The organism is Lentilactobacillus sunkii DSM 19904 (genome assembly GCF_001435575.1).
GTDB lineage: Bacteria > Bacillota > Bacilli > Lactobacillales > Lactobacillaceae > Lentilactobacillus > Lentilactobacillus sunkii.
Map to the genome: position 1 here is coordinate 157,956 of NZ_AZEA01000001.1, position 18,206 is coordinate 176,161.

Annotated in this window: 15 protein-coding genes and 2 tRNA genes; 4 read left to right on the forward strand and 13 right to left on the reverse strand. The window is 41.0% G+C overall.

The window, feature by feature from the left end; translation table 11 throughout:
* The first annotated feature begins 40 nt into the window (after nt 1-40).
* Together FD17_RS00800 and FD17_RS00805 are read left to right on the forward strand one after the other, a co-directional pair.
* Nucleotides 41-559, forward strand: a complete 519-nt coding sequence (locus FD17_RS00800; RefSeq protein WP_057822781.1) for a methylated-DNA--[protein]-cysteine S-methyltransferase — start codon at nt 41-43, stop codon at nt 557-559.
* 33 nt (nt 560-592) lie between these two features.
* Entirely contained in the window at nt 593-1,138 is a 546-nt protein-coding gene (locus tag FD17_RS00805; RefSeq protein WP_156653596.1) for a bifunctional transcriptional activator/DNA repair enzyme AdaA, read from the forward strand.
* Nucleotides 1,139-1,211: 73 nt separating this feature from the next.
* On the opposite strand, the gene FD17_RS00810 is transcribed toward FD17_RS00805, so the two are convergent.
* From FD17_RS00810 to FD17_RS00840, 7 genes are all read right to left on the reverse strand, one after another.
* Nucleotides 1,212-2,198: a 3'-5' exoribonuclease YhaM family protein gene (locus tag FD17_RS00810; RefSeq protein ID WP_057822785.1), complete on the reverse strand. Its 987-nt coding sequence runs from the start codon at nt 2,196-2,198 to the stop codon at nt 1,212-1,214.
* Between the two features lie 11 nt (nt 2,199-2,209).
* The gene (locus FD17_RS00815) at nt 2,210-4,804 is read right to left on the reverse strand and encodes an ATP-binding protein (protein WP_057822786.1); all 2,595 of its coding nucleotides are present in this window, start codon (nt 4,802-4,804) and stop codon (nt 2,210-2,212) included.
* Nucleotides 4,801-6,042 carry a metallophosphoesterase family protein gene (locus tag FD17_RS00820; protein WP_057822788.1) on the reverse strand — a complete coding sequence of 414 codons (1,242 nt, stop codon included), beginning with the start codon at nt 6,040-6,042 and terminating at the stop codon, nt 4,801-4,803. Before FD17_RS00820 ends, FD17_RS00815 begins: the two co-directional genes overlap by 4 nt.
* A 74-nt stretch (nt 6,043-6,116) precedes the next feature.
* On the reverse strand, nt 6,117-6,461 hold the full coding sequence (locus FD17_RS00825) for a YlbF family regulator (RefSeq protein ID WP_057822790.1): 345 nt from the start codon (nt 6,459-6,461) through the stop codon (nt 6,117-6,119).
* Between the two features lie 72 nt (nt 6,462-6,533).
* The gene (locus FD17_RS00830) at nt 6,534-8,621 is read right to left on the reverse strand and encodes a PBP1A family penicillin-binding protein (RefSeq protein WP_057822791.1); all 2,088 of its coding nucleotides are present in this window, start codon (nt 8,619-8,621) and stop codon (nt 6,534-6,536) included.
* Nucleotides 8,622-8,777: 156 nt separating this feature from the next.
* Complete coding sequence (gene argS, locus FD17_RS00835; RefSeq protein ID WP_057822793.1) at nt 8,778-10,469, reverse strand: arginine--tRNA ligase; 1,692 nt, start codon at nt 10,467-10,469, stop codon at nt 8,778-8,780.
* Between the two features lie 306 nt (nt 10,470-10,775).
* A tRNA-Gly gene (locus tag FD17_RS00840) sits at nt 10,776-10,846 on the reverse strand.
* 125 nt (nt 10,847-10,971) lie between these two features.
* On the opposite strand from FD17_RS00840, the gene FD17_RS00845 reads away from it, so the two are divergent.
* Nucleotides 10,972-11,310, forward strand: coding sequence for a YisL family protein (locus FD17_RS00845; protein ID WP_057822796.1), 339 nt, complete (start codon nt 10,972-10,974; stop codon nt 11,308-11,310).
* 9 nt (nt 11,311-11,319) lie between these two features.
* Here FD17_RS00845 and FD17_RS00850 read toward each other — a convergent pair whose 3' ends face one another.
* From FD17_RS00850 to asnB, 4 genes are read right to left on the reverse strand one after another with little or no spacing between them, the layout of a single operon-like run.
* Nucleotides 11,320-12,036, reverse strand: coding sequence for an aspartate/glutamate racemase family protein (locus FD17_RS00850; protein WP_057822798.1), 717 nt, complete (start codon nt 12,034-12,036; stop codon nt 11,320-11,322).
* A 12-nt stretch (nt 12,037-12,048) separates the two neighbouring features.
* A complete protein-coding gene (locus FD17_RS00855; RefSeq protein WP_057822800.1) occupies nt 12,049-13,299 on the reverse strand; it encodes a carboxylate--amine ligase in 1,251 nt (416 codons plus the stop codon).
* Nucleotides 13,300-13,301: 2 nt separating this feature from the next.
* Nucleotides 13,302-14,837 (reverse strand): UDP-N-acetylmuramoyl-L-alanyl-D-glutamate--2,6-diaminopimelate ligase, encoded by a 1,536-nt coding sequence (locus tag FD17_RS00860; RefSeq protein WP_057822802.1) that lies wholly within the window; start codon nt 14,835-14,837, stop codon nt 13,302-13,304.
* Between the two features lie 29 nt (nt 14,838-14,866).
* The gene (gene asnB / locus FD17_RS00865; protein ID WP_057822804.1) at nt 14,867-16,747 is read right to left on the reverse strand and encodes an asparagine synthase (glutamine-hydrolyzing); all 1,881 of its coding nucleotides are present in this window, start codon (nt 16,745-16,747) and stop codon (nt 14,867-14,869) included.
* 213 nt (nt 16,748-16,960) lie between these two features.
* On the opposite strand from asnB, the gene FD17_RS00870 reads away from it, so the two are divergent.
* On the forward strand, nt 16,961-17,194 hold the full coding sequence (locus FD17_RS00870; protein ID WP_057822806.1) for a hypothetical protein: 234 nt from the start codon (nt 16,961-16,963) through the stop codon (nt 17,192-17,194).
* 63 nt (nt 17,195-17,257) lie between these two features.
* Here the strand turns inward: FD17_RS00870 and FD17_RS00875 are convergent, their stop codons facing one another.
* Together FD17_RS00875 and FD17_RS00880 are read right to left on the reverse strand one after the other, a co-directional pair.
* Nucleotides 17,258-17,698 carry a universal stress protein gene (locus tag FD17_RS00875; RefSeq protein WP_057822808.1) on the reverse strand — a complete coding sequence of 147 codons (441 nt, stop codon included), beginning with the start codon at nt 17,696-17,698 and terminating at the stop codon, nt 17,258-17,260.
* 406 nt (nt 17,699-18,104) lie between these two features.
* Nucleotides 18,105-18,188 (reverse strand) — tRNA-Leu (locus tag FD17_RS00880).
* Nucleotides 18,189-18,206 lie beyond the last annotated feature (18 nt).

Sequence of the window (18,206 nt, forward strand, 5' to 3'; positions counted from 1 at the left end):
TGACGTTTGTTACATTGAGGTGTGGAAGGAAGAATATTGTATGCTGATTAATAATAGTTATCAATCTCCACTGGGAGAAATTATTTTATTGAGTAACGACAAGTATTTGCTGGGTCTTTGGTTCTCAGATCAACAGTACTTTGGCGCAAAATATAATTTGGCAGAATCACAAATGGGCAACAGCCACCCCATTAGTGAAGCAAAAAAGTGGCTGACCAACTACTTTGCCGGCCAAAAACCATCCATCAGCAACATTCCATTATCCCCAGAGGTCACTGACTTTCGTCAATCAGTTTTAAAAGTATTGGTAAAAGTCCCCTATGGCAGCACAATCACATACCAAGAAATTGCTGATAAAATTCCAGCGGAGCACAGCACTGGGCATACAGCAGCCCGAGCGGTGGGAGGCGCGGTTGGCCATAATCCAATCTCACTAATTATCCCCTGTCACCGAGTAGTTGGATCAGACGGCAGTTTGACGGGATATGCCGGTGGGATCGATCGGAAAATTCAATTGCTGAAACTTGAAGGGATCAATTTAACTCAACTGCATGAATAAACGTTATTTGCTGCTGAAAGGAGCTGGATAATCATGGAAAACTTTGAATGGACAGCAATCCAAAACAATGATGCAAGTTATGACAATCAGTTTTGGCATGCAGTTAAGAGCACTCATATTTTTTGCCGGCCATCCTGCCCTTCCCGACTTCCTAAACGAGAAAACATCACAATCTATTATGACCCAAATGATGCCATTGAAGCCGGGTACCGGCCATGCAAGCGATGTCGGCCACTAAACCAGCCTGTTGATAATATAACTTGGGTAAGTGAAATTAACACCATCTTGGAAAATAATTTTCAGCAGAACCTTTCGTTAAAAGAGTTGGCGTACCAAGCACATGGCTCACAATCATATTTACGACATGTCTACAAACAAGAAACAGGCATGACACCACAGCAAAAACTACTGGAAATTCGAATGAGCCGAGCTGAAGGAATGCTTATCAATAGTGATCAAGCTGTCGCTGTAATTGGTAGAAAGGTGGGCTTTGACAATCCACCTTACTTCATTCAAAAGTTTCGCCAAACATTTGGAAAAAGTCCGTTGCAGTATCGACTTCAAAGGATAAAAGCATGATCAATTCAAAAACCAACAAAACAGGCAGGAAAACAAAGAAATGATTGTTTTCCTGCCTGTTTCATATCTCATATTACAACAGTTTACCCTGAGTTGGTTTTTGCTTTGAATCGCCGGACTTTTCCGGTTTGTAGAATCTCCGGTTATCCAGTCCAAAGACACGATCACTGAATTGGCCGGGTTCGATATTTTTCGTAGCTCCCTGAATCATCATAATAGTCGCATCCAGCTCATCAAGATGGTGAAGAATTTCTGCTTCAAGAATCTTGGGCCGTTCAGGAGAACCATACTCCAAAAGGCCATGATGAGATAGGACCATGTGCCTCAAAAGAAGAACGTCTTGTGACTCCTCATCGATTCCAAGTTTGTCAGCCGCTTCGGCAATTTCAGCGTCCATGATGCTCAAATGTCCCAGCAAATTGCCCGCCAAGGTGTATTCTGTCGCAATTGGGCCTGACAGCTCAATAGTTTTACCTAAATCATGCAGAATGGCTCCTGCGTACAATAAAGGGGCATTGATCCCATCGTACTGGTTCACGATTGCGTGAGCCTGTCGGAGAATTGAAATAGTATGAAAAGCCAACCCGCCTGCAAAATCATGGTGATTGGATTTGGCAGCGGGAAAAGTATAAAAGGCATCGGCGTGCTTTGAAATCAGCATGCGAACAATCCGATTATATGTCGCATTAGTGATTTCAAAAATTGTTTGGTCGATATATTCAGTCATTTGATCACGGGACATTCCAGCCCGCTTAACAAAGTTTACCGGGTCATGAGGTTCGCTTTGATTAGCGAGCCTCATCCCCAGAATCTTAATCTGTGGGGAATTCATATAATTTTCCCGTTTACCTTTTAATAAAACAACTTTGCCGGTGACAAACTGGGCCACATCTGCTTCAGATGCATCCCAATATTTGCCGGAAATTTGGCCGGACTGATCTTGGAATACAAGCGACAAAAAGGTTTTGCCGTTCTTGGCGACCCGTTTTGTGGAATCCTTCAAGAGAACATACATCTCGAACTCTTCATCCAGCTTGATGTCCATTAATTGTTTTGCCATAAAACCGCCTCCTAAAGCTTGTTAAGATTCAAGACGAGCTGCCCATCATCATTTTCATCCAAATTGGCCGTGAAATATATGACTTGTGTTTTTTCGCTGATTTGTTGAAGCATTTTACCCGCAGCTGCTTTTCGATTTTTATCGAAATTGACAAACCCGTCATCAATCATGATTGGCATTGGGTATTGATCGCTAAATCCGACCGACATCGAAAATATTAATGCCAAATACAGCTGCTCCAACGTTCCGGTTGACAATTCGTTAATTGGAAAGTGAACGTCGTCATTTCGCACAACTGAGATTTCATTTTTAAAAATAATTTCTTTGTAAGCACCATCAGTTAACGTTGAAAAATACTTTTTGGCAAGTTCCAAAGTTTTTGGCAGCCTGCCTTTACTGGCAATATCCAGAACTGATTGGATCCATTCGGAACTCAGCTTCAAGGCAAAGTATTTCTGTACATTTTCAACGATTTCAGTTTGCTTATTAGCAAGACTTTGGCGAAGATCATAGTACTTGCCGTTTTTAACCAAGCCCTCAATTTCTGTGCTGATTTGGGTTGCTTCCCGATTTAAATCATCAACTTGTTCGCGAATCTGATGGGTTTTTACTGACCTGTCTTTGATGTCTTCATCCAACTGACCTTGATCAATATCTTTGGGAATCTGAATATTGGCTGCTTCAATCTGTTTTTCCAAATCAGCTTTACGTCGAAGCCTGTTGGAAAGTTCAGTTTGCACTTCAACAGAAGCCTTGAAAGCTTCATCGGATTGAATGCTGCGATCCTCAAAAAATTTAGACTTTGCTTCTGTTAACTTTGTAAATTTGGATTGGACAGTCTGAATTGATTTTTGCGCTTCATCCAACGCCAACTTTTTCCGATGATAAACAGCTGACAATTCCTGCCAATGCTGTACCGTGGTATTGATGGTTTCGATTGTTTCAGAATACCGGGTTTGATCGAATTTCAACCAATCTCCAGCAAATTGCCATTTCTCAATATAATGATTGTATTGAGCTTGGGTAACAGCCAACGCAGTCTTTTGCTTTTGATAATTGGTCTTCAGGTCCATGATTTGCTGTAACGGGCCCTGAATGGAGATCCAATTCGATTCATCAATCCCCTGGAGTTCAAACTGATCGCGAATTTTAGATATATTATCTTCAATCTGTGCCAGTTGATTTTTCAATCTGCCTGGATCATCCGTGTTTTGAACAGGTGCTTCAACCGTAGATTCATTGGCACTATACCATCCCCACACAGCGGAAATAATCGCCAGTACATAGCCAATCCAACCAAACGAAGTCGAACTCAAAAGAATGGCTGCCACAATCAAAGCAATGGCTGCCCCATACCAAATCATCGATCCACTCTGCTTATTTGATTGATTTGCCTGCTGGGCGCGGCGGTGCTCACTATCCTTCAGATCAGCCAACTTGTCACTGAGGTTTTGACGGTCTCTCAATAATTCATTAACTTGGGTGAACGTTGCCATATCAAAGACTTTCGGCAAATGTCCCTGATCATTTTTCTCAATCAAACTGGCCTTTTCATCAATCTGTTGTTGGCTTTCAACCATCTGATTAACGGTCATTTCAATCTGAAGTGCCCGTTTACGTTCCTCTGGAAGCTGGTCGCCGAGTTGATTAATAACATCCCGGTGATCTTTGTAGAACTGCTGTGCAGGACTGACTGACAATTGCGCAGCCAATTCATCAATCCCTTGTTGCTTTTCTGCCAGCTGTTGCTTTAAATTATCTACCTGAAGGTTCAGCTGATTAAAAGTATTTAGATCGTCATTTGAAAAACCTTTTTTACGTTGTGATGCTTTAAGATTGTTATACTGACTTAGCTGATTAACAAGCGGCAGGACAGTTTGGATATGTCGTTTTTCATCCAACTCATGATCATTTTCTTTTGATGTTGTCTGGAGTTTTGCCAAACTTTCCCGCTTGCCCTTTAGAGTGGCCTGTAATTGTTGATACTTTGGGAAATCTTCTTTGGCATCTGTCACCTGTTTCTCCAGAGCCTTATATTCTGCAATTTGAACATTGATAGTTTTCGTTCGGCCACGCGGAGCGTACATCTTAGCTGATTGTTTGTCCAAATCAGCCTGTAAGGCCATCCATTCACCGGCACCGGCAACCCCGATGGATTGAATTCGCATTCGAAGTTCATCACGGCCCATTTTATACAATTCACCCTGGTCAACACTGCCAAAGTAAAACAATTGGTCGTATGCCGTTCGATCGATAGGTGAGATTAATTTTTTATAATCTTCATCCGTGAGTTCCGTATCGGCATCCAAGTCATAAAATTTAACCGTTCCACCATATTTTAATCCCGTTCTGACAAGCTTATAGTCATGGTCATCGACAGAAAAGATTATCTCACCACCATACGGGGCATTTCCTTTGGGCTGATATTGCCCATGAATGGAATGCTTCTTATCGGTGAATCCAAACAAGATTCCTTTGATAAATGCAATGATCGTACTCTTACCAGCTTCATTTGCGCCATAAACGACCTGAAGCGGGGTTTGGATATCAATCTTTTGATCAATCCAACGGCCGAAACCATATATGTTTAATTGTTTAATTATCACTTGGAATCGTCCTCCACATCATCAGGATTAACGACATTCTCTCGGAGAATCTGACCGGCCTGATCAAAGATCGCATGTTTAGATTCATCAGTGCTGACCTCATCTTTAATAAAAGCCGGCTGTTTGTTAAAGCCTTTTACAATTTGATCAAATACATCGTCTGTCAGTGTTTCTGCCTTGGCTTGATTAAAATACTTCTGATCAATACTGCTATAAACTAGATTTGAAGTCTTCGGTGCTTCAATCGAAGTAATCCAGCAGTTCAACTGCTGCCACTTGTCGGCATTAATCTGCTGAAGGTCATCAAGTAAACTTCCATTGTTAATTGCGGCAAGTACATCTGAATCAATACTTGAATCACTCGTTAACTGAACTCGGATAAAATGAAGTTTAGCATAATGAAGATCAGCAATTGTTTCTAAAATGGATTCCGCTAATTGATCACTGGCCAAGTCAGCCAATGATATTGGTACCCGGTCCCATATGATTGGGGCAGTCGGCTTAAACTCGGATTTCAACTGATGACCATCAGATTGAACAAGTATATAACCCTTTTCACCTGATTCGTTGATGTGGCGGCCCTGAGTATTTCCAGAATAATTAATGGTCCCCTGATCGTTTAAAGCCTGACGTTTGTGTATATGGCCCAATGCCCAGTAATCATAGCCTTTGTCTTCAAGCTCGGTCAAAGTAAACGGTGCATAATTAGCCTCTGGCGCATTCAATGTGCTCAGACTGCCATGAAGCATCCCAATGTTCCAAGTCGCATCAGATACGGCTTGGGGATAATTTTGAATCATTGGTTGGGTAATCCACTGTTTATCAAAACTAAAACCACTGACGGCCACTACTTCACCATTCGACAATGTATATTTTTTAGTCTCCACCTGATTGCCAAAAACCATTGTGTTATCAGGATACCCAAAGGAATCTGGGGAAGATGTTGAATAATCATGGTTACCAAAACTGACAAAAGCTTCAATTCCATTGTTATCAAGCCGCTGAAGCTGATCAGTCAAAAATGCGTCAGCCGCAACACTTCGCTCTTCGCGGTCAAATAAATCACCAACAAGCAGCACAAAATCAACTTTTTGTTCAATAGCAGCATCAATAATCTTCTCAAATGAATCAAAAGTCGATTGATGAACCCTTTCCCAGAGCTCATCTGGTAAAACATTATTTTTGAGTCCCAAAAATGGACTGTCGAGATGTAAATCCGCTGTATGAATGAATTTCATTATGATTACCTTCCTACCAAATATGTACGGAAAAGCGCAGAATTAGATTTAAACTAATTCCGCGCTTTTTTTGATTATGAACGATACAACTCACTGATTGGCTTTGTAACGGTGTTGTTAATGTCAGACAATAATTGACTGAGCGCTTTTTCCTTAGTCATTAACTCGGAAATTAACTTGCTTTCACGCATTTTTCCAGCAATTGCTTGAATGTTTTGAATTTCATCCTGGGTTGGTTGAGCACCCTGCATTTGCTTTTGTTGAAGATTCTGCTGAGCATCCTGAAAGTCATTGAATAATTTGTAATCATCCAAACTCTTTTTAAGTGCATCATAGGCGGCTTGAATTTCAGTGAACTCATCAGAAGCGATCAATTCGGATTGAAGCTGGTTAACAGTTGCGGTCATTTTTTCATTCATCAAATATATTCCCCTAACTAGTTTATTTCTTTAATTTTAACACAATCCAGAAATCGCTTCCTGAATATCTTGTTAATGTTTGAACCAACCTTTGGCATCATTAATAAAATCTCGGGCTTTCTGTTCAATCTGATTACCATATTGGTTGGTCTTCTTTTGAATTGTATCCCAAAGATTGTCATTACTGCTTTCACTCTGAACAATTGATTGAGCGTCCTTGGTACCAAAGCTGGAGTTCTTGGTATAAGGCAGCATTGTCTGCATCTCATTCTTAAACAACGGCCCGACACCAGTCCCACTCAAGTTCTCCAAATGGTGAGCCTTGCTGGTGCTGTCAAAACCTTCCCAGGTTGCTACGACCAGATCCGGTGTGTATCCAATAATCCACTTGTCTTTGGTTGCATCTGCCGAACCGGTATTATCAGCTTCAGTACTACCTGTCTTACCGGCAACTGAATAACCATAAGGCTTAGCATCGGTTCCAGTCCCATTATTGAAGACTCCAAGCATCATGCTGGTCATCTGCTTGGCAACAGAAGACGACATGATTTGGCGGCCTTCCTGCTTTGAAGTATTATCAACAACCACTTTGCCGGTCGAGTCAACAATCTTCCGAATATAAAACGGCTTGACAATCTTTCCACCATTGGCAAAGGCCGTGTATGCACCGGCCATTTGCTGTGGTGAAACCCCACCGGACAAGCCGCCCAGTGCAAGCGCCAGGTTCTTATCTTTTTTGGTAACCGGAACATTGAAATCTTTGACGGATTCGTATCCACGATTAACCCCAATTTGGTTAAGCAACCAAACAGCCGGAGCGTTCATGCTTTGGGCAAGTGCCTCATACATTGGCACTTTGCCTTGATAGACGTTGTTATAGTTTTTTGGCGTGTAATGGTTGGTCCCATAGGATTTCTTTTTGTCGACCAATTCAGAGTCAAATTTGTACCCCGCTTCAAGTGCGGGCGTGTACACTGCCAATGGTTTCATCGTTGAACCGGGCTGCCTAGTAATTTGCGTTGCCCGGTTATACCCTCGAAAGACGTGCTTTCCTCGACCCCCAACAACCGCGGTTACACCACCAGTTGTGGGTGAAACACCGATCGAAGCTGCCTGCACCTCAGTGCCGTCAGCAGCATTTGCTGGGAACAATGCATCGTTATCGAAGTTGGTTTGCATCGCCTGCTGCTGCGATTGATTGAGGTTTGTATAAATTCGGTAACCCCGGTTCATAATCTCAGATTCTGTCATCCCGTATTTACTGATGGCTTCATCAATAACGGCATCAAAATAATAAGGATATTTGTACCCATCTTTACGGACATAAGTGTCCCTGACAACAATGGGTGTTTGTTTGTAATAATTAGCCTGCGATTGGGTGAGCTTGTGATTCTCAACCATCAACTGCAGGACAACATTTCGTCGCCACTTGGCCGCCTTTGGATGATCGATTGGATTAAATGCACTTGGTGACGTCAACATTCCGGCCAAAACAGCGGAATCCGGAACAGAGAGGTCAACGGCATCTTCACCAAAATACTTTCTGGCAGCGTCTTGGACCCCCCAAACACCGTTACCGAAGTAAGCATTGTTTAAGTACATCGTCAAAATTTCGTTTTTGGAATATACATTTTCAACCTGAATCGAAAGAAACAGCTCCTTGAGCTTTCGAGTCATGGTTTGTTCCTGCGAGAGATAAGCGTTCTTAACCAACTGCTGAGTAAGCGTACTTCCACCGCCACTGATGTAATCGCGATGAAGAAGCTTATTTTTCACCAACAGAAACATTGCCCTGGCAATCCCTTTGAATGAGAAACCATATTCATGATAAAAGTTTCGATCCTCAGTAGACAGAACTGCCTTGGGGATGTTTGCGGAGACCTGGTTCAAATGAACGTATGTCCCTTTCTGTGCGTATAGCTCCCCAGCTTTTTTATTATTAACATCAAAAATTTCTGTTGTCTTTGAGAGCGAAGATTCCAAGTTTTGCACATGGGCCGTCTTGGCTAAGAAAACCAGGTACGTGCTGGTCACTAACGAGACACTCAAAAAGATAACCACCAGCCATTTAACCAGGTGAAACCTTCGACAAAATCGATTGAAGCGTTTAAAAAGATGCCCCGCCGATTTTTTAAATGTTTTGGTTGAATTGTTGTTCATGCGGATACTCCTTTTGTGAATACTTCAATATTGTATCATATCTGAAAAGGTGACGATTTAAGGGGTGGAAAATTTAATGAGGATTTAAAAAAGCAGAAACAAAAAAGTCTCGGAAAGCGAGAAGGCTTTTCGAGACTTAATCGATCATTTAGGATTTTACATTGCGTCTGGTGCTTTAACACCAAGCAGATTGAGAGATTCTTTCAACACGATTGAAACTGCTTTAACAAGTGATAAACGAGCAGCCAATTGGTCATCCTCAACCAAGATCTTTGAGTGGGCATAATACTTATTGAAGGCTTTGGCCAATCTCAATGAGTATTTGGCAACTTCTGAAGGTTCAAAGTCTTTGCATGCACTCTTAATAACATCGGGGAAGTCTTTTAATGCAGTAATGGTTTCCCAAGCTGCGGGATCATCGAGGCTCTTGTCGGCACCGTGGAAATCAATGTCGCCGGCTTTTCTCAAAATGCTTTCGGCACGGGCGTGTGAATATTGAACGTATGGACCGGTTTCACCTTCGAAACGAAGTTGATCTTCCAAAACGAAGTCGATGTTGTTCGTTCGTTCATTCTTTAAATCACCGAAGATAATGGCACCAACACCAACTTCTTTGGCAACCTCATCCTTATTAGGAAGATCGGGGTTTTTGGCTTCGATTTGTTTCTTAGCCAGATTAATGGCATCATCCAACACTTCATCCAATAAAATGATTCGGCCGGAACGGGTTGATAACTTTTTACCGTTAACAGTGATCAAGCCAAATGGAATGTGGTGCAGGTTTTCAGCAGATGGCAGACCCATTTCAAGCAGAACAGCTTTCAACTGTTGGAAATAATAAGTCTGCTCAGCACCAACAACGTATAAGTTCATTGCTGGCTTATAAGTCCGATCACGGTAAATGGCAGTGGCAATATCACGGGTAATATACAAAGTGGCGCCGTCACTCTTCAAAATCAAAGCTGGGTTCAAATTGTATTTATCAAGTTTAACAACTTGGGCACCCTGTGATTCTACCAGTAAGCCCTTGTCCTTAAGGATTTGGATGCCTTCGTCCATCTTGTCGTTATAGAATGCTTCACCATTATATGTGTCGAAGGTTACACCCAATTTTTCGTAAATCTTATTGAATGATTCCAGTGAAACCTTACGGAACCACTTCCAAAGAAAGACTTCTTCCTCGTTGCCGTCTTCAAGCTTTTTGAAAGTTTCACGAGCTTCATCATCCAGTTCGGGATGTTCTTTATCTTCTTTATGGAACTTAACGTAATACTTAACCAGGTTGTTGATTGGGTCTTTTTTAACATCGTCTTCGTTGCCCCACTTCTTATAAGCAACGATCAACTTACCGAATTGAGTACCCCAGTCACCCAAATGGTTATCCTTGATTGGATGGTAACCATTTTTGACCAATAATTTGGCAATCGAATTACCAATAACGGTTGAACGCAGATGGCCCATTGAAATTGGCTTGGCAATGTTAGGTGAAGACATATCAATAGGTACGTTGCCACCTTTACCATTGTCATTTTGACCGTACGCTGCGCCTTCTTCAAGAACTTCATTTAAAATTTCGTTACTGAAGTTGCCTTTGTCCAAGAAGAAGTTCAAATAAGCGCCCTTGGCTTCAACTTTTTCATATGAAGATTGATCAATCTTGCTGACTAACTCTTCAGCAATGGCGTTTGGAGCCTTGTGAAATACTTTGGCCAATGAAAATGCGGGAAATGCCAAATCGCCCATTGCAAGGGTCTTTGGCTTTTCAAGTTTTTCATAAACCTCAGCTGATGATAATTCGTCGTTCAAGACGTTCAAAATTGAATTCGTAACCTGTGCTTTGTAATCCATTAATGTTCCCTCCATCTATAAATATACAAAAAAGCTCTTACAAAACAATTGTAAGAGACGAGTAAACCCGCGGTACCACTCTATTTGATAAAAATATCCGCTCAAAGTATTAAATTAATATTCTAAAAAGCGCGCTTCGCTGACTAAATTTTTCGGCTTTCACCATTCCGAAATCGCTGAGTATTCAGTAACCAGCTACTGTTCTTTTATTGTTGAATATTTATAATGTCCAATGTGTATAATAACTTGTTAACCTAGTTCATGTCAACATTTATTAATCACAGCCTAGTGCAACAATCAGCACTAAGCGGGTAACGGGAATCGGACCCGCGACGCAAGCTTGGGAAGCTTGTGTTTTACCACTAAACTATACCCGCATAACAAAAACAATTATATCATTTTAAATTATCTTTGTCATAAAGATTTGAAATGTCTAAAGAAATCTGGAAAAGATTGATTTTTTGATCAAAAATACTGATACTTAACTTAAGAGGTGATTTGAATGTGGATTATCGTGAACTACAGCTGTTGGGCAATCTTATTTGTTAATTTCATTTGGGGATTAACCAGATCCATCAAGAAGCGGGTAATCGACTCAATGATGATTGCCAGATTATTCTATTGGATCATTGTCATCAGCCAGGTGGTCATTTCCTTACGTTCGTTTCACCGTCATCCATTGCTGGTCATCATTGCCACTATTGCGACGCTGGCAGTGATTGCACTGACCGAAACCGCATATGGCAGAAAACAGGATGTTAATTACAGCCCAAAGCTTCTTTGGCTCCTGTTAGCAGCCACGCCAATTGCAGTCTGCATCCAAACTTTAGTCAACTATTGATTTAGTTGGCTATTTATTTTGGCTTCGGTTTGCTTCCGCCAAATCAATACACTTGTCTGCTAAGACAGTTTGAGCATCAATCACTGGATAATCGTGATTGCAGGCGCGCTGCTGAGCAACTGAGAGTTCCGTACACCCAAGAATCACGATATCACATTTAAGGCCTTCAACCATTTGCGAAAGAATTAAGTGGTATAAGCTCTCGTCGACATAGTTTTTAGCTTTGATATCATCATAAATCAAGGTCATTGTCTGATCGGCAATTTTATCGGTCGGCTTGACCAACTCATATCCGGCATCAATGATCTCTTTATCATAAATCTTATCGTGCAAAGTTCCTTTTGTGGCAATTAACCCTACTTTTTTTGCATTGGGTGCGTAGTCCTTAATTGCTTTGACAGTTTCTTTTGGCATATGCAAGATGGGAATATCAGTCAGTTCTTGGAGATCATTATAAAAATAATGAGCCGTATTGCATGGAATTGCAAAGAAATCGGGATGCAATGCGCTCTGCTGCTTGATGTCCTCAGCTAATGGAATAAGTGGGTTTGGCTTGGAGTGATCCAAAATATAATCAGTTCGATCAGGAATCGTTGAATGATTAACCAGAATATAGTTCAAATATTCCTGGTCACTTTCAGCATGGGTCCGCTCATTTAGGATATGAATAAAGGTCTCGGTTGCCTCGGTTCCCATTCCACCAATAATTGTAAAGAAATTTTTCACTTAAATCAGTCCTTATTTTTCGACAAAATACCTATTAAAGCTCTTGGCATAATTGTGCATCATCCACTTATATAATGCAAAGCGTTTGATGTTTTTGTCTTTGGCATACCAGAAAGTGTCACCATAGCGACCCTCACTGATCATTTCCATTGCCTGCTTTTTGGCGTCATTGTCTTTGGCGTACTTCTCAAAGATCTTCGGCGTCACACCTAACCAAAGGAAATACTGACTTTGATCTTTGTTGGCATAAACGGTTGGTTTATCCTTCAGAGAATCAAATGCATAGTCTTGGACAACCCAGTCGGCCAACTTGTGGCCGTTTAAGGTGACAAAGAAGCTGCTGCGGCCAGTCCGAAGATTAATTTCAAATAGTTTATATGAATTGTCCCGATGGTCAAATTTGATATCAAAATTAGCGTATCCATGAAAATTAATCTCTTCCAAAAACGTTTGAACCTTGTTGTAAATGTCCTGGTTAAAATCCGGAATAATGGCAACATAATTTCCAATAGCAGCTGGTGCCGGGTCCTCCAATAGTGGATGGCCGAGACACATCAGCTTAACTTTGTGATTTTTGTCAACATACACGTTAAGTGTCCGCATATTGCTGTCGTCGCCTGGTATAAAGTCCTGAAGAATAAAATCAGAGGTGTAGCCATTGTCATAGCTTTTAGCAACGACATCCCGAAATTCCGCTTCACTTTTGATGATGAATGCTTTCTTGCGTCCTTCAAAATGGATATCAAGCCACTCAACACTGTTTGCAGGCTTGAGGGCGACTGGGTAGCCGAATGGCTGTTCAATGGGCTCACCAGAGGTGTACATGGCTTTTGAAATAATCTTCGTCTTAGGGTATGGCAGATTATATTTGTCACACATCTTGTAAAAGTTTTCTTTATCATTTAATTTTTTGATTAAATCATAATCAATGTATGGACAGACAAAGACATCTTCCAACTCAGCCTTATGCTTGGAAATCAGTTCAGCGTAACCATCACCACAGCCAATTAGAATAACCGGCTCTTTATGATCAGCATATCTCTGCTTAATTTTTTTCATGGTATTAATCCAAACCGGATCTTCGCTAAATCCGGGAATTAATTCCAAATCAACAATCTTGGTAAATCTGGTTGGTGCCAATTGGGTTTGGGCAAACGCTTTGACCGGCTTGCCGTAGACTTCATATAAACTTCGAGCCATCCCATAGGCGTTAAAATCACTTCCCAATAAAACGGGCGTAAAATCAAGCTTCTTATTTTCCATTGTTAAAGTCCTTTCACGAGATTTTGAACGATTGCAGAATCGCCTTCATAAGGAACATTGTGGCCATTCATCTTTTGAAATTCATCGTGACCTTTTCCGGCCACCACAATCAAATCACCTTTTTTGCTTTCAGAAACGGCTTTTGTAATCGCTTGTTTTCGATCAGCAATATAGGTCGTATCGACTTTTGATGTGTCAATATGATCGGCAATCTCTTTGGCAATCTGCTTTGGATCTTCAGTAGCAGGATCATCGGTTGTCAGATACGCCTGATCGGCTGATTCATCAATTGCTTTGCCAAGTCCCTCACGGCGGTCAATCCCCTTATCACCGGTACTGCCGGTAATAACGGTGACCTTGCCGGTTGGTGCCTGTTTCTTGAGAAACTCCAGAACAGAGTGAAGACTGCCATAATTATGCGCATAGTCCACATAAACGGTACCGTGTTCTTTGGTTTGGTAGATTTCCATCCGGCCTGGAACGGTTGTGTTAGCCAGGCCATATTCAATTTCGTTTGGCTTGGCCCCCATCAATGCGCTGGTAACCGCTGCTGCTACAGCGTTTCCCTCGTTATAATCGCCAGGAATTCCGATATGGTATACCCCGTCGATATGAAGTTTTTTAGCCTTTTCGGTTTTAGAGGTGATCTGAATTTCATTTTCAGTCAGAGAATCTTCTAAAGATTTATACATAAAATCAATTGGAAATTCAGTTTCCTGATCGTTTCGATCACGGCCATAGATATAAATGTTTTCGGGTTGAGTGGTTGCTTTGGCTGTGTAATAAAGATCTGTCAAATGTGTTCCATCGGCATTTAGCAGACAGGCGTTTGAATTAACCAACAGTTGTTCTTTGCAATGCAAGTAATCCGCAAAAGTCGGGTGTTCATTTCGACCTATATGATCGGGGGAAATGTTCAAAAAGACACCCACATCATAGTGGAGCCCATAAACCCGATTCTTCTTGTAGGCCTGGGATGAAACTTCCATCACCAAATGATTCATGCCATTTTGAACTGCCTTATGCATATTCGTAAATAAATCCAGAGATTCGGGTGTTGTCAAACTTGATTTAACAACATCTTTACTGGTTGGTCCAACAACCGTGTTAATTGTTGAAGACAATGCAACCTTTCGTTGATAGGTTTGATCGAGAATTGCTTTGGTAAAGTAGGCAGATGTGGTTTTACCTTTGGTCCCTGTGTATGCAATGGTTGGCAGTTTATCTTGTGGAAACCCAAAAAATGCCGCACTTACGAGCGACATTGCTTTTTGGATATTTGTAACGATAATGCCAGGAATTTCAACATTGCGGTACACTTTTTCAGACATATAGGCAGTTGCCCCATGCTTTTGGGCATCCATCAGATAAGCTGGTTTGAAATTCCCTTTACAGAAAAACAAACAGTTATCCGTTACCAATTTAGAATTATATGCAATCTGGTCAAAGCGATGACTTGAGCTGCTAAACTGACTTTCGAGCAATAAATTATGTTCATTGAGTAACACTAAAATCTCAGCAACAGTAATTTGTGCCAATTTGTGCACCTTCCATTTCCTGCATATTTCTAAATCTTTGTACGATGAACCAAGCTGACAGTATCTTCAGTTGTGTCTTCTGGGAAGTAAACCTGATACCACAGGATAAATGTGTAAATCGTAAAGATCTTCTGCATGTTGGATTTGCCTTCAGCATGTTCTTTCAGCAATCGGTCCAGTTCGTTGACGTTAAAGAATTTGTGACCGGTATCTGAATGGAATGCGTTGACAATTCTTTCGTGATACTTTGGATCATTAATCCAGCTGGCAATTGGTGATGGGAAGCCAAGCTTTTCTTTCAAAGCAGTCTTCTTAGGCATCTCGCGTTCTGCAGCTGTCCGAAGTGAGATTTTGGTTTCATCAGGCGTAATTCGAGTCTTAACCGGCATTGTTTCAGCAAACTTTGCCACTTCTTTGTCGACAAACGGTACTCGGACTTCAAGCGAGTTACACATACTCATTCGATCAGCCTTGTGCAGGATGTCAAATGGCAGCCAGGTGTTGATATCAAAGTATTCCATCTGAGTCATTTCGTCCTTACCCTTCACATCATCAAAAATGTGTTTGGTGTAAGCACCGGAATCAGTATTAATTGAAGGATCCTTCAAAACCTTATTCCGATCGTCATAGTTAAACACGTAGTTAACCCGGTAATAGCGTTCGCTCAATGGCTGAGCCCCACGGACCAGGAACCGCTTGCCATGGAATCGTGGCAGCCGTTTTGCAACAGCAGCCAAACCTTTACGTACCGGCTTTGGTACGTACTTCTGATATCGATCAAATGGAATGGCTTCAAGATACGTATTGTATCCGCCAAAGAACTCATCGGCACCTTCGCCAGATAGAGCAACTTTAACATGTTTTGAAGTGTCTTTTGAAAGATAGTATAACTGGATCGCTGCCGGGTTTGAAAGTGGCTCGTCCATGTAATACATCATGGTTGGCAGGAAGTTAAAGTAGTCATCCCCATTCATATAAATCGGGGTGTTCTTCTGGTTGATTGTTTTAGCAAATTCAGTTGACCAAGCCAACTCACTGTATTTTGAATGATGGAAACCAATTGAAAACGACTGAATCGGCTTCAACTTTGCGGCCTCATTCAAGACATAACTGGAATCAATTCCACTAGACAAGAAGCTGCCGACTTCAACATCGGCAATCATATGGGCTTTAACTGAATCGTCAACTAACTTACCAATCTTGTCAGCATCGCCTTCGATAGTCTGGCTTTCATCGATATGATCGTAATTAAACTTGTAGTAGCGATGGGTTTCAGTCTTACCATTCTTGTGCAGGAAGTATTGTCCTGGTAATAGTTTGTATACATGTTTAAACATGGTTTCTCGGGATGGAATGAACTCAAAGCTCAAATGAATGGGTAACAGGCGAAGATTCAATTCCTTATTGAAATTTGGATGTTCCAAAAATGCTTTGATTTCAGATCCCCAAAGGAAGGTATCACCGTCATCGTAGTAGTACAGCGGCTTAATTCCAAAGTGGTCACGAGCACCAAAGACTTCGTTATTTTTCTTATCATAAATCACAAACGCAAACATGCCACGGAGCTTGTCCAGCAATGCCGGGCCCCATTCTTCATAACCATAAACCAAAACTTCTGAATCAACGTCAGTTTTGAATTCATAGCCCAAGTCGCGAAGTTCTTCACGAATTTCTTTGTAGTTATAGATTTCACCATTAAAAGTCAGTACCTTAGTCTGGTCAGCGTTGAACATCGGCTGACGGCCATGTGCCAAGTCAATGATTGAAAGTCGTCGAAAGCCCATCGAAACATTGTCGTCGGAGAAATAAGCTTCGTCGTCGGGGCCACGATGCTTGATCCGATCAGCCATGCTGTTAATAGTACCTTCTGAAACATCTTTTTGGTTAACGTAACCAACAAATCCGCACATATCCTATACCCCTTTTATCAAATCTTCTTGGTCGGTCTTAAAATTAATAACGTTTTATATTTTATCAGATTAACAACCGTGCTACCAGTAGTATAAACCTTTCTTAAAAAACAGCGACCCAAAGGAAATTAAAACACTTTGGAATTTTATTTTACCATTATTTTAAGTTATACTTGTGTTAGAGCAACAAAAGCTTTGAAGGGAGAGATACAAATGGATGAGATCGTATTTTTCAACCCAGGAGATTCAATCGGCAACTTTCATGATCATAATGAGGCAGTAAAAACTGCCCAGATTTACAAAGAAAAAGAGCACAGCAAGAATGTCCTTGTTGTCCATGGTGTCGATAATAAAAATTTTGATATCTTTATGGCTGACGATATTATTAGTCATGACAACGAAAAGAATGCCATTCAGAAGCCTTATAAAATTTCTGATCGTATTTAAATTGTGAATAAAAAAATGGTTCCCGTTATCTATTAGGATAACGGGAACCATTTTTCTATTGCTTTAGTCTTTGGTATTAACAACCAAAACTTTAGTTGTTGCATTACGAACAACAAATGCAGTTGTCGAACCAATCAATAACCGGTTGATTGCATCTACACCGGATTTACCAATGACAATTAAGTCTACATCATGCTCATCCGGATATACATGTGCAATGATGTTCTTTGGATTACCGATATCAATCGAAGTTTCATATTTGATGCCTTGAGAGTCAGCATACTTCTTTGCTTCGTTAATAATATTTTCAGCAATCTTGTGCTGGTCATCATACATGCTCGGCGGCATTCCTGCAGCACCGGCACCATAATAGAAATTGGTATTATTGATAACCGTAACCAAGTTGAGTGTGGAGTCAAATTGTTTTGCTAATTTGCAAGCTTCTTCCAAAGCTTGTTGTGAATTCTTACTTCCATCCAACGGAACTAAAATGTGTTCATACATTATTAATCACCCTTTCATGTAAGCGGAATCATTTACCTCTACAACACTATAATGCAACGTTTATCGACAAAATGCAATCAATAAGTTTAAAGATATAATTTAAATCATTCTGATTATAAATTTGATTGACTATCATAACGCCATTCGCTTCTAGGCAATTAAATTGCAGTGTTTGTGACAATCATATCAAATTAAAAAATGGTGCAAACATCATCAACATCCGCATACTATATGACTATACGACATAGTATGAAGATCTTCACCGAAATCAGGTAACTGGTTTTGAGACAATTAATTTCGACAAGTTGCAAAATCGCTTTGAAGCGGAATGTGCAAACTAACGATATAACCAAAAAGCTCCCCAATCCATTGTTCCTAATGGATTGGGGAGCTTTTTTGTAATTAGTGCCCTCGGCAGGATTCGAACCTGTACTTGATTGCTCAAACAGCGACCTGAACGCTGCGCGTCTGCCAGTTCCGCCACGAGGGCAACAAACAACATGTTTTA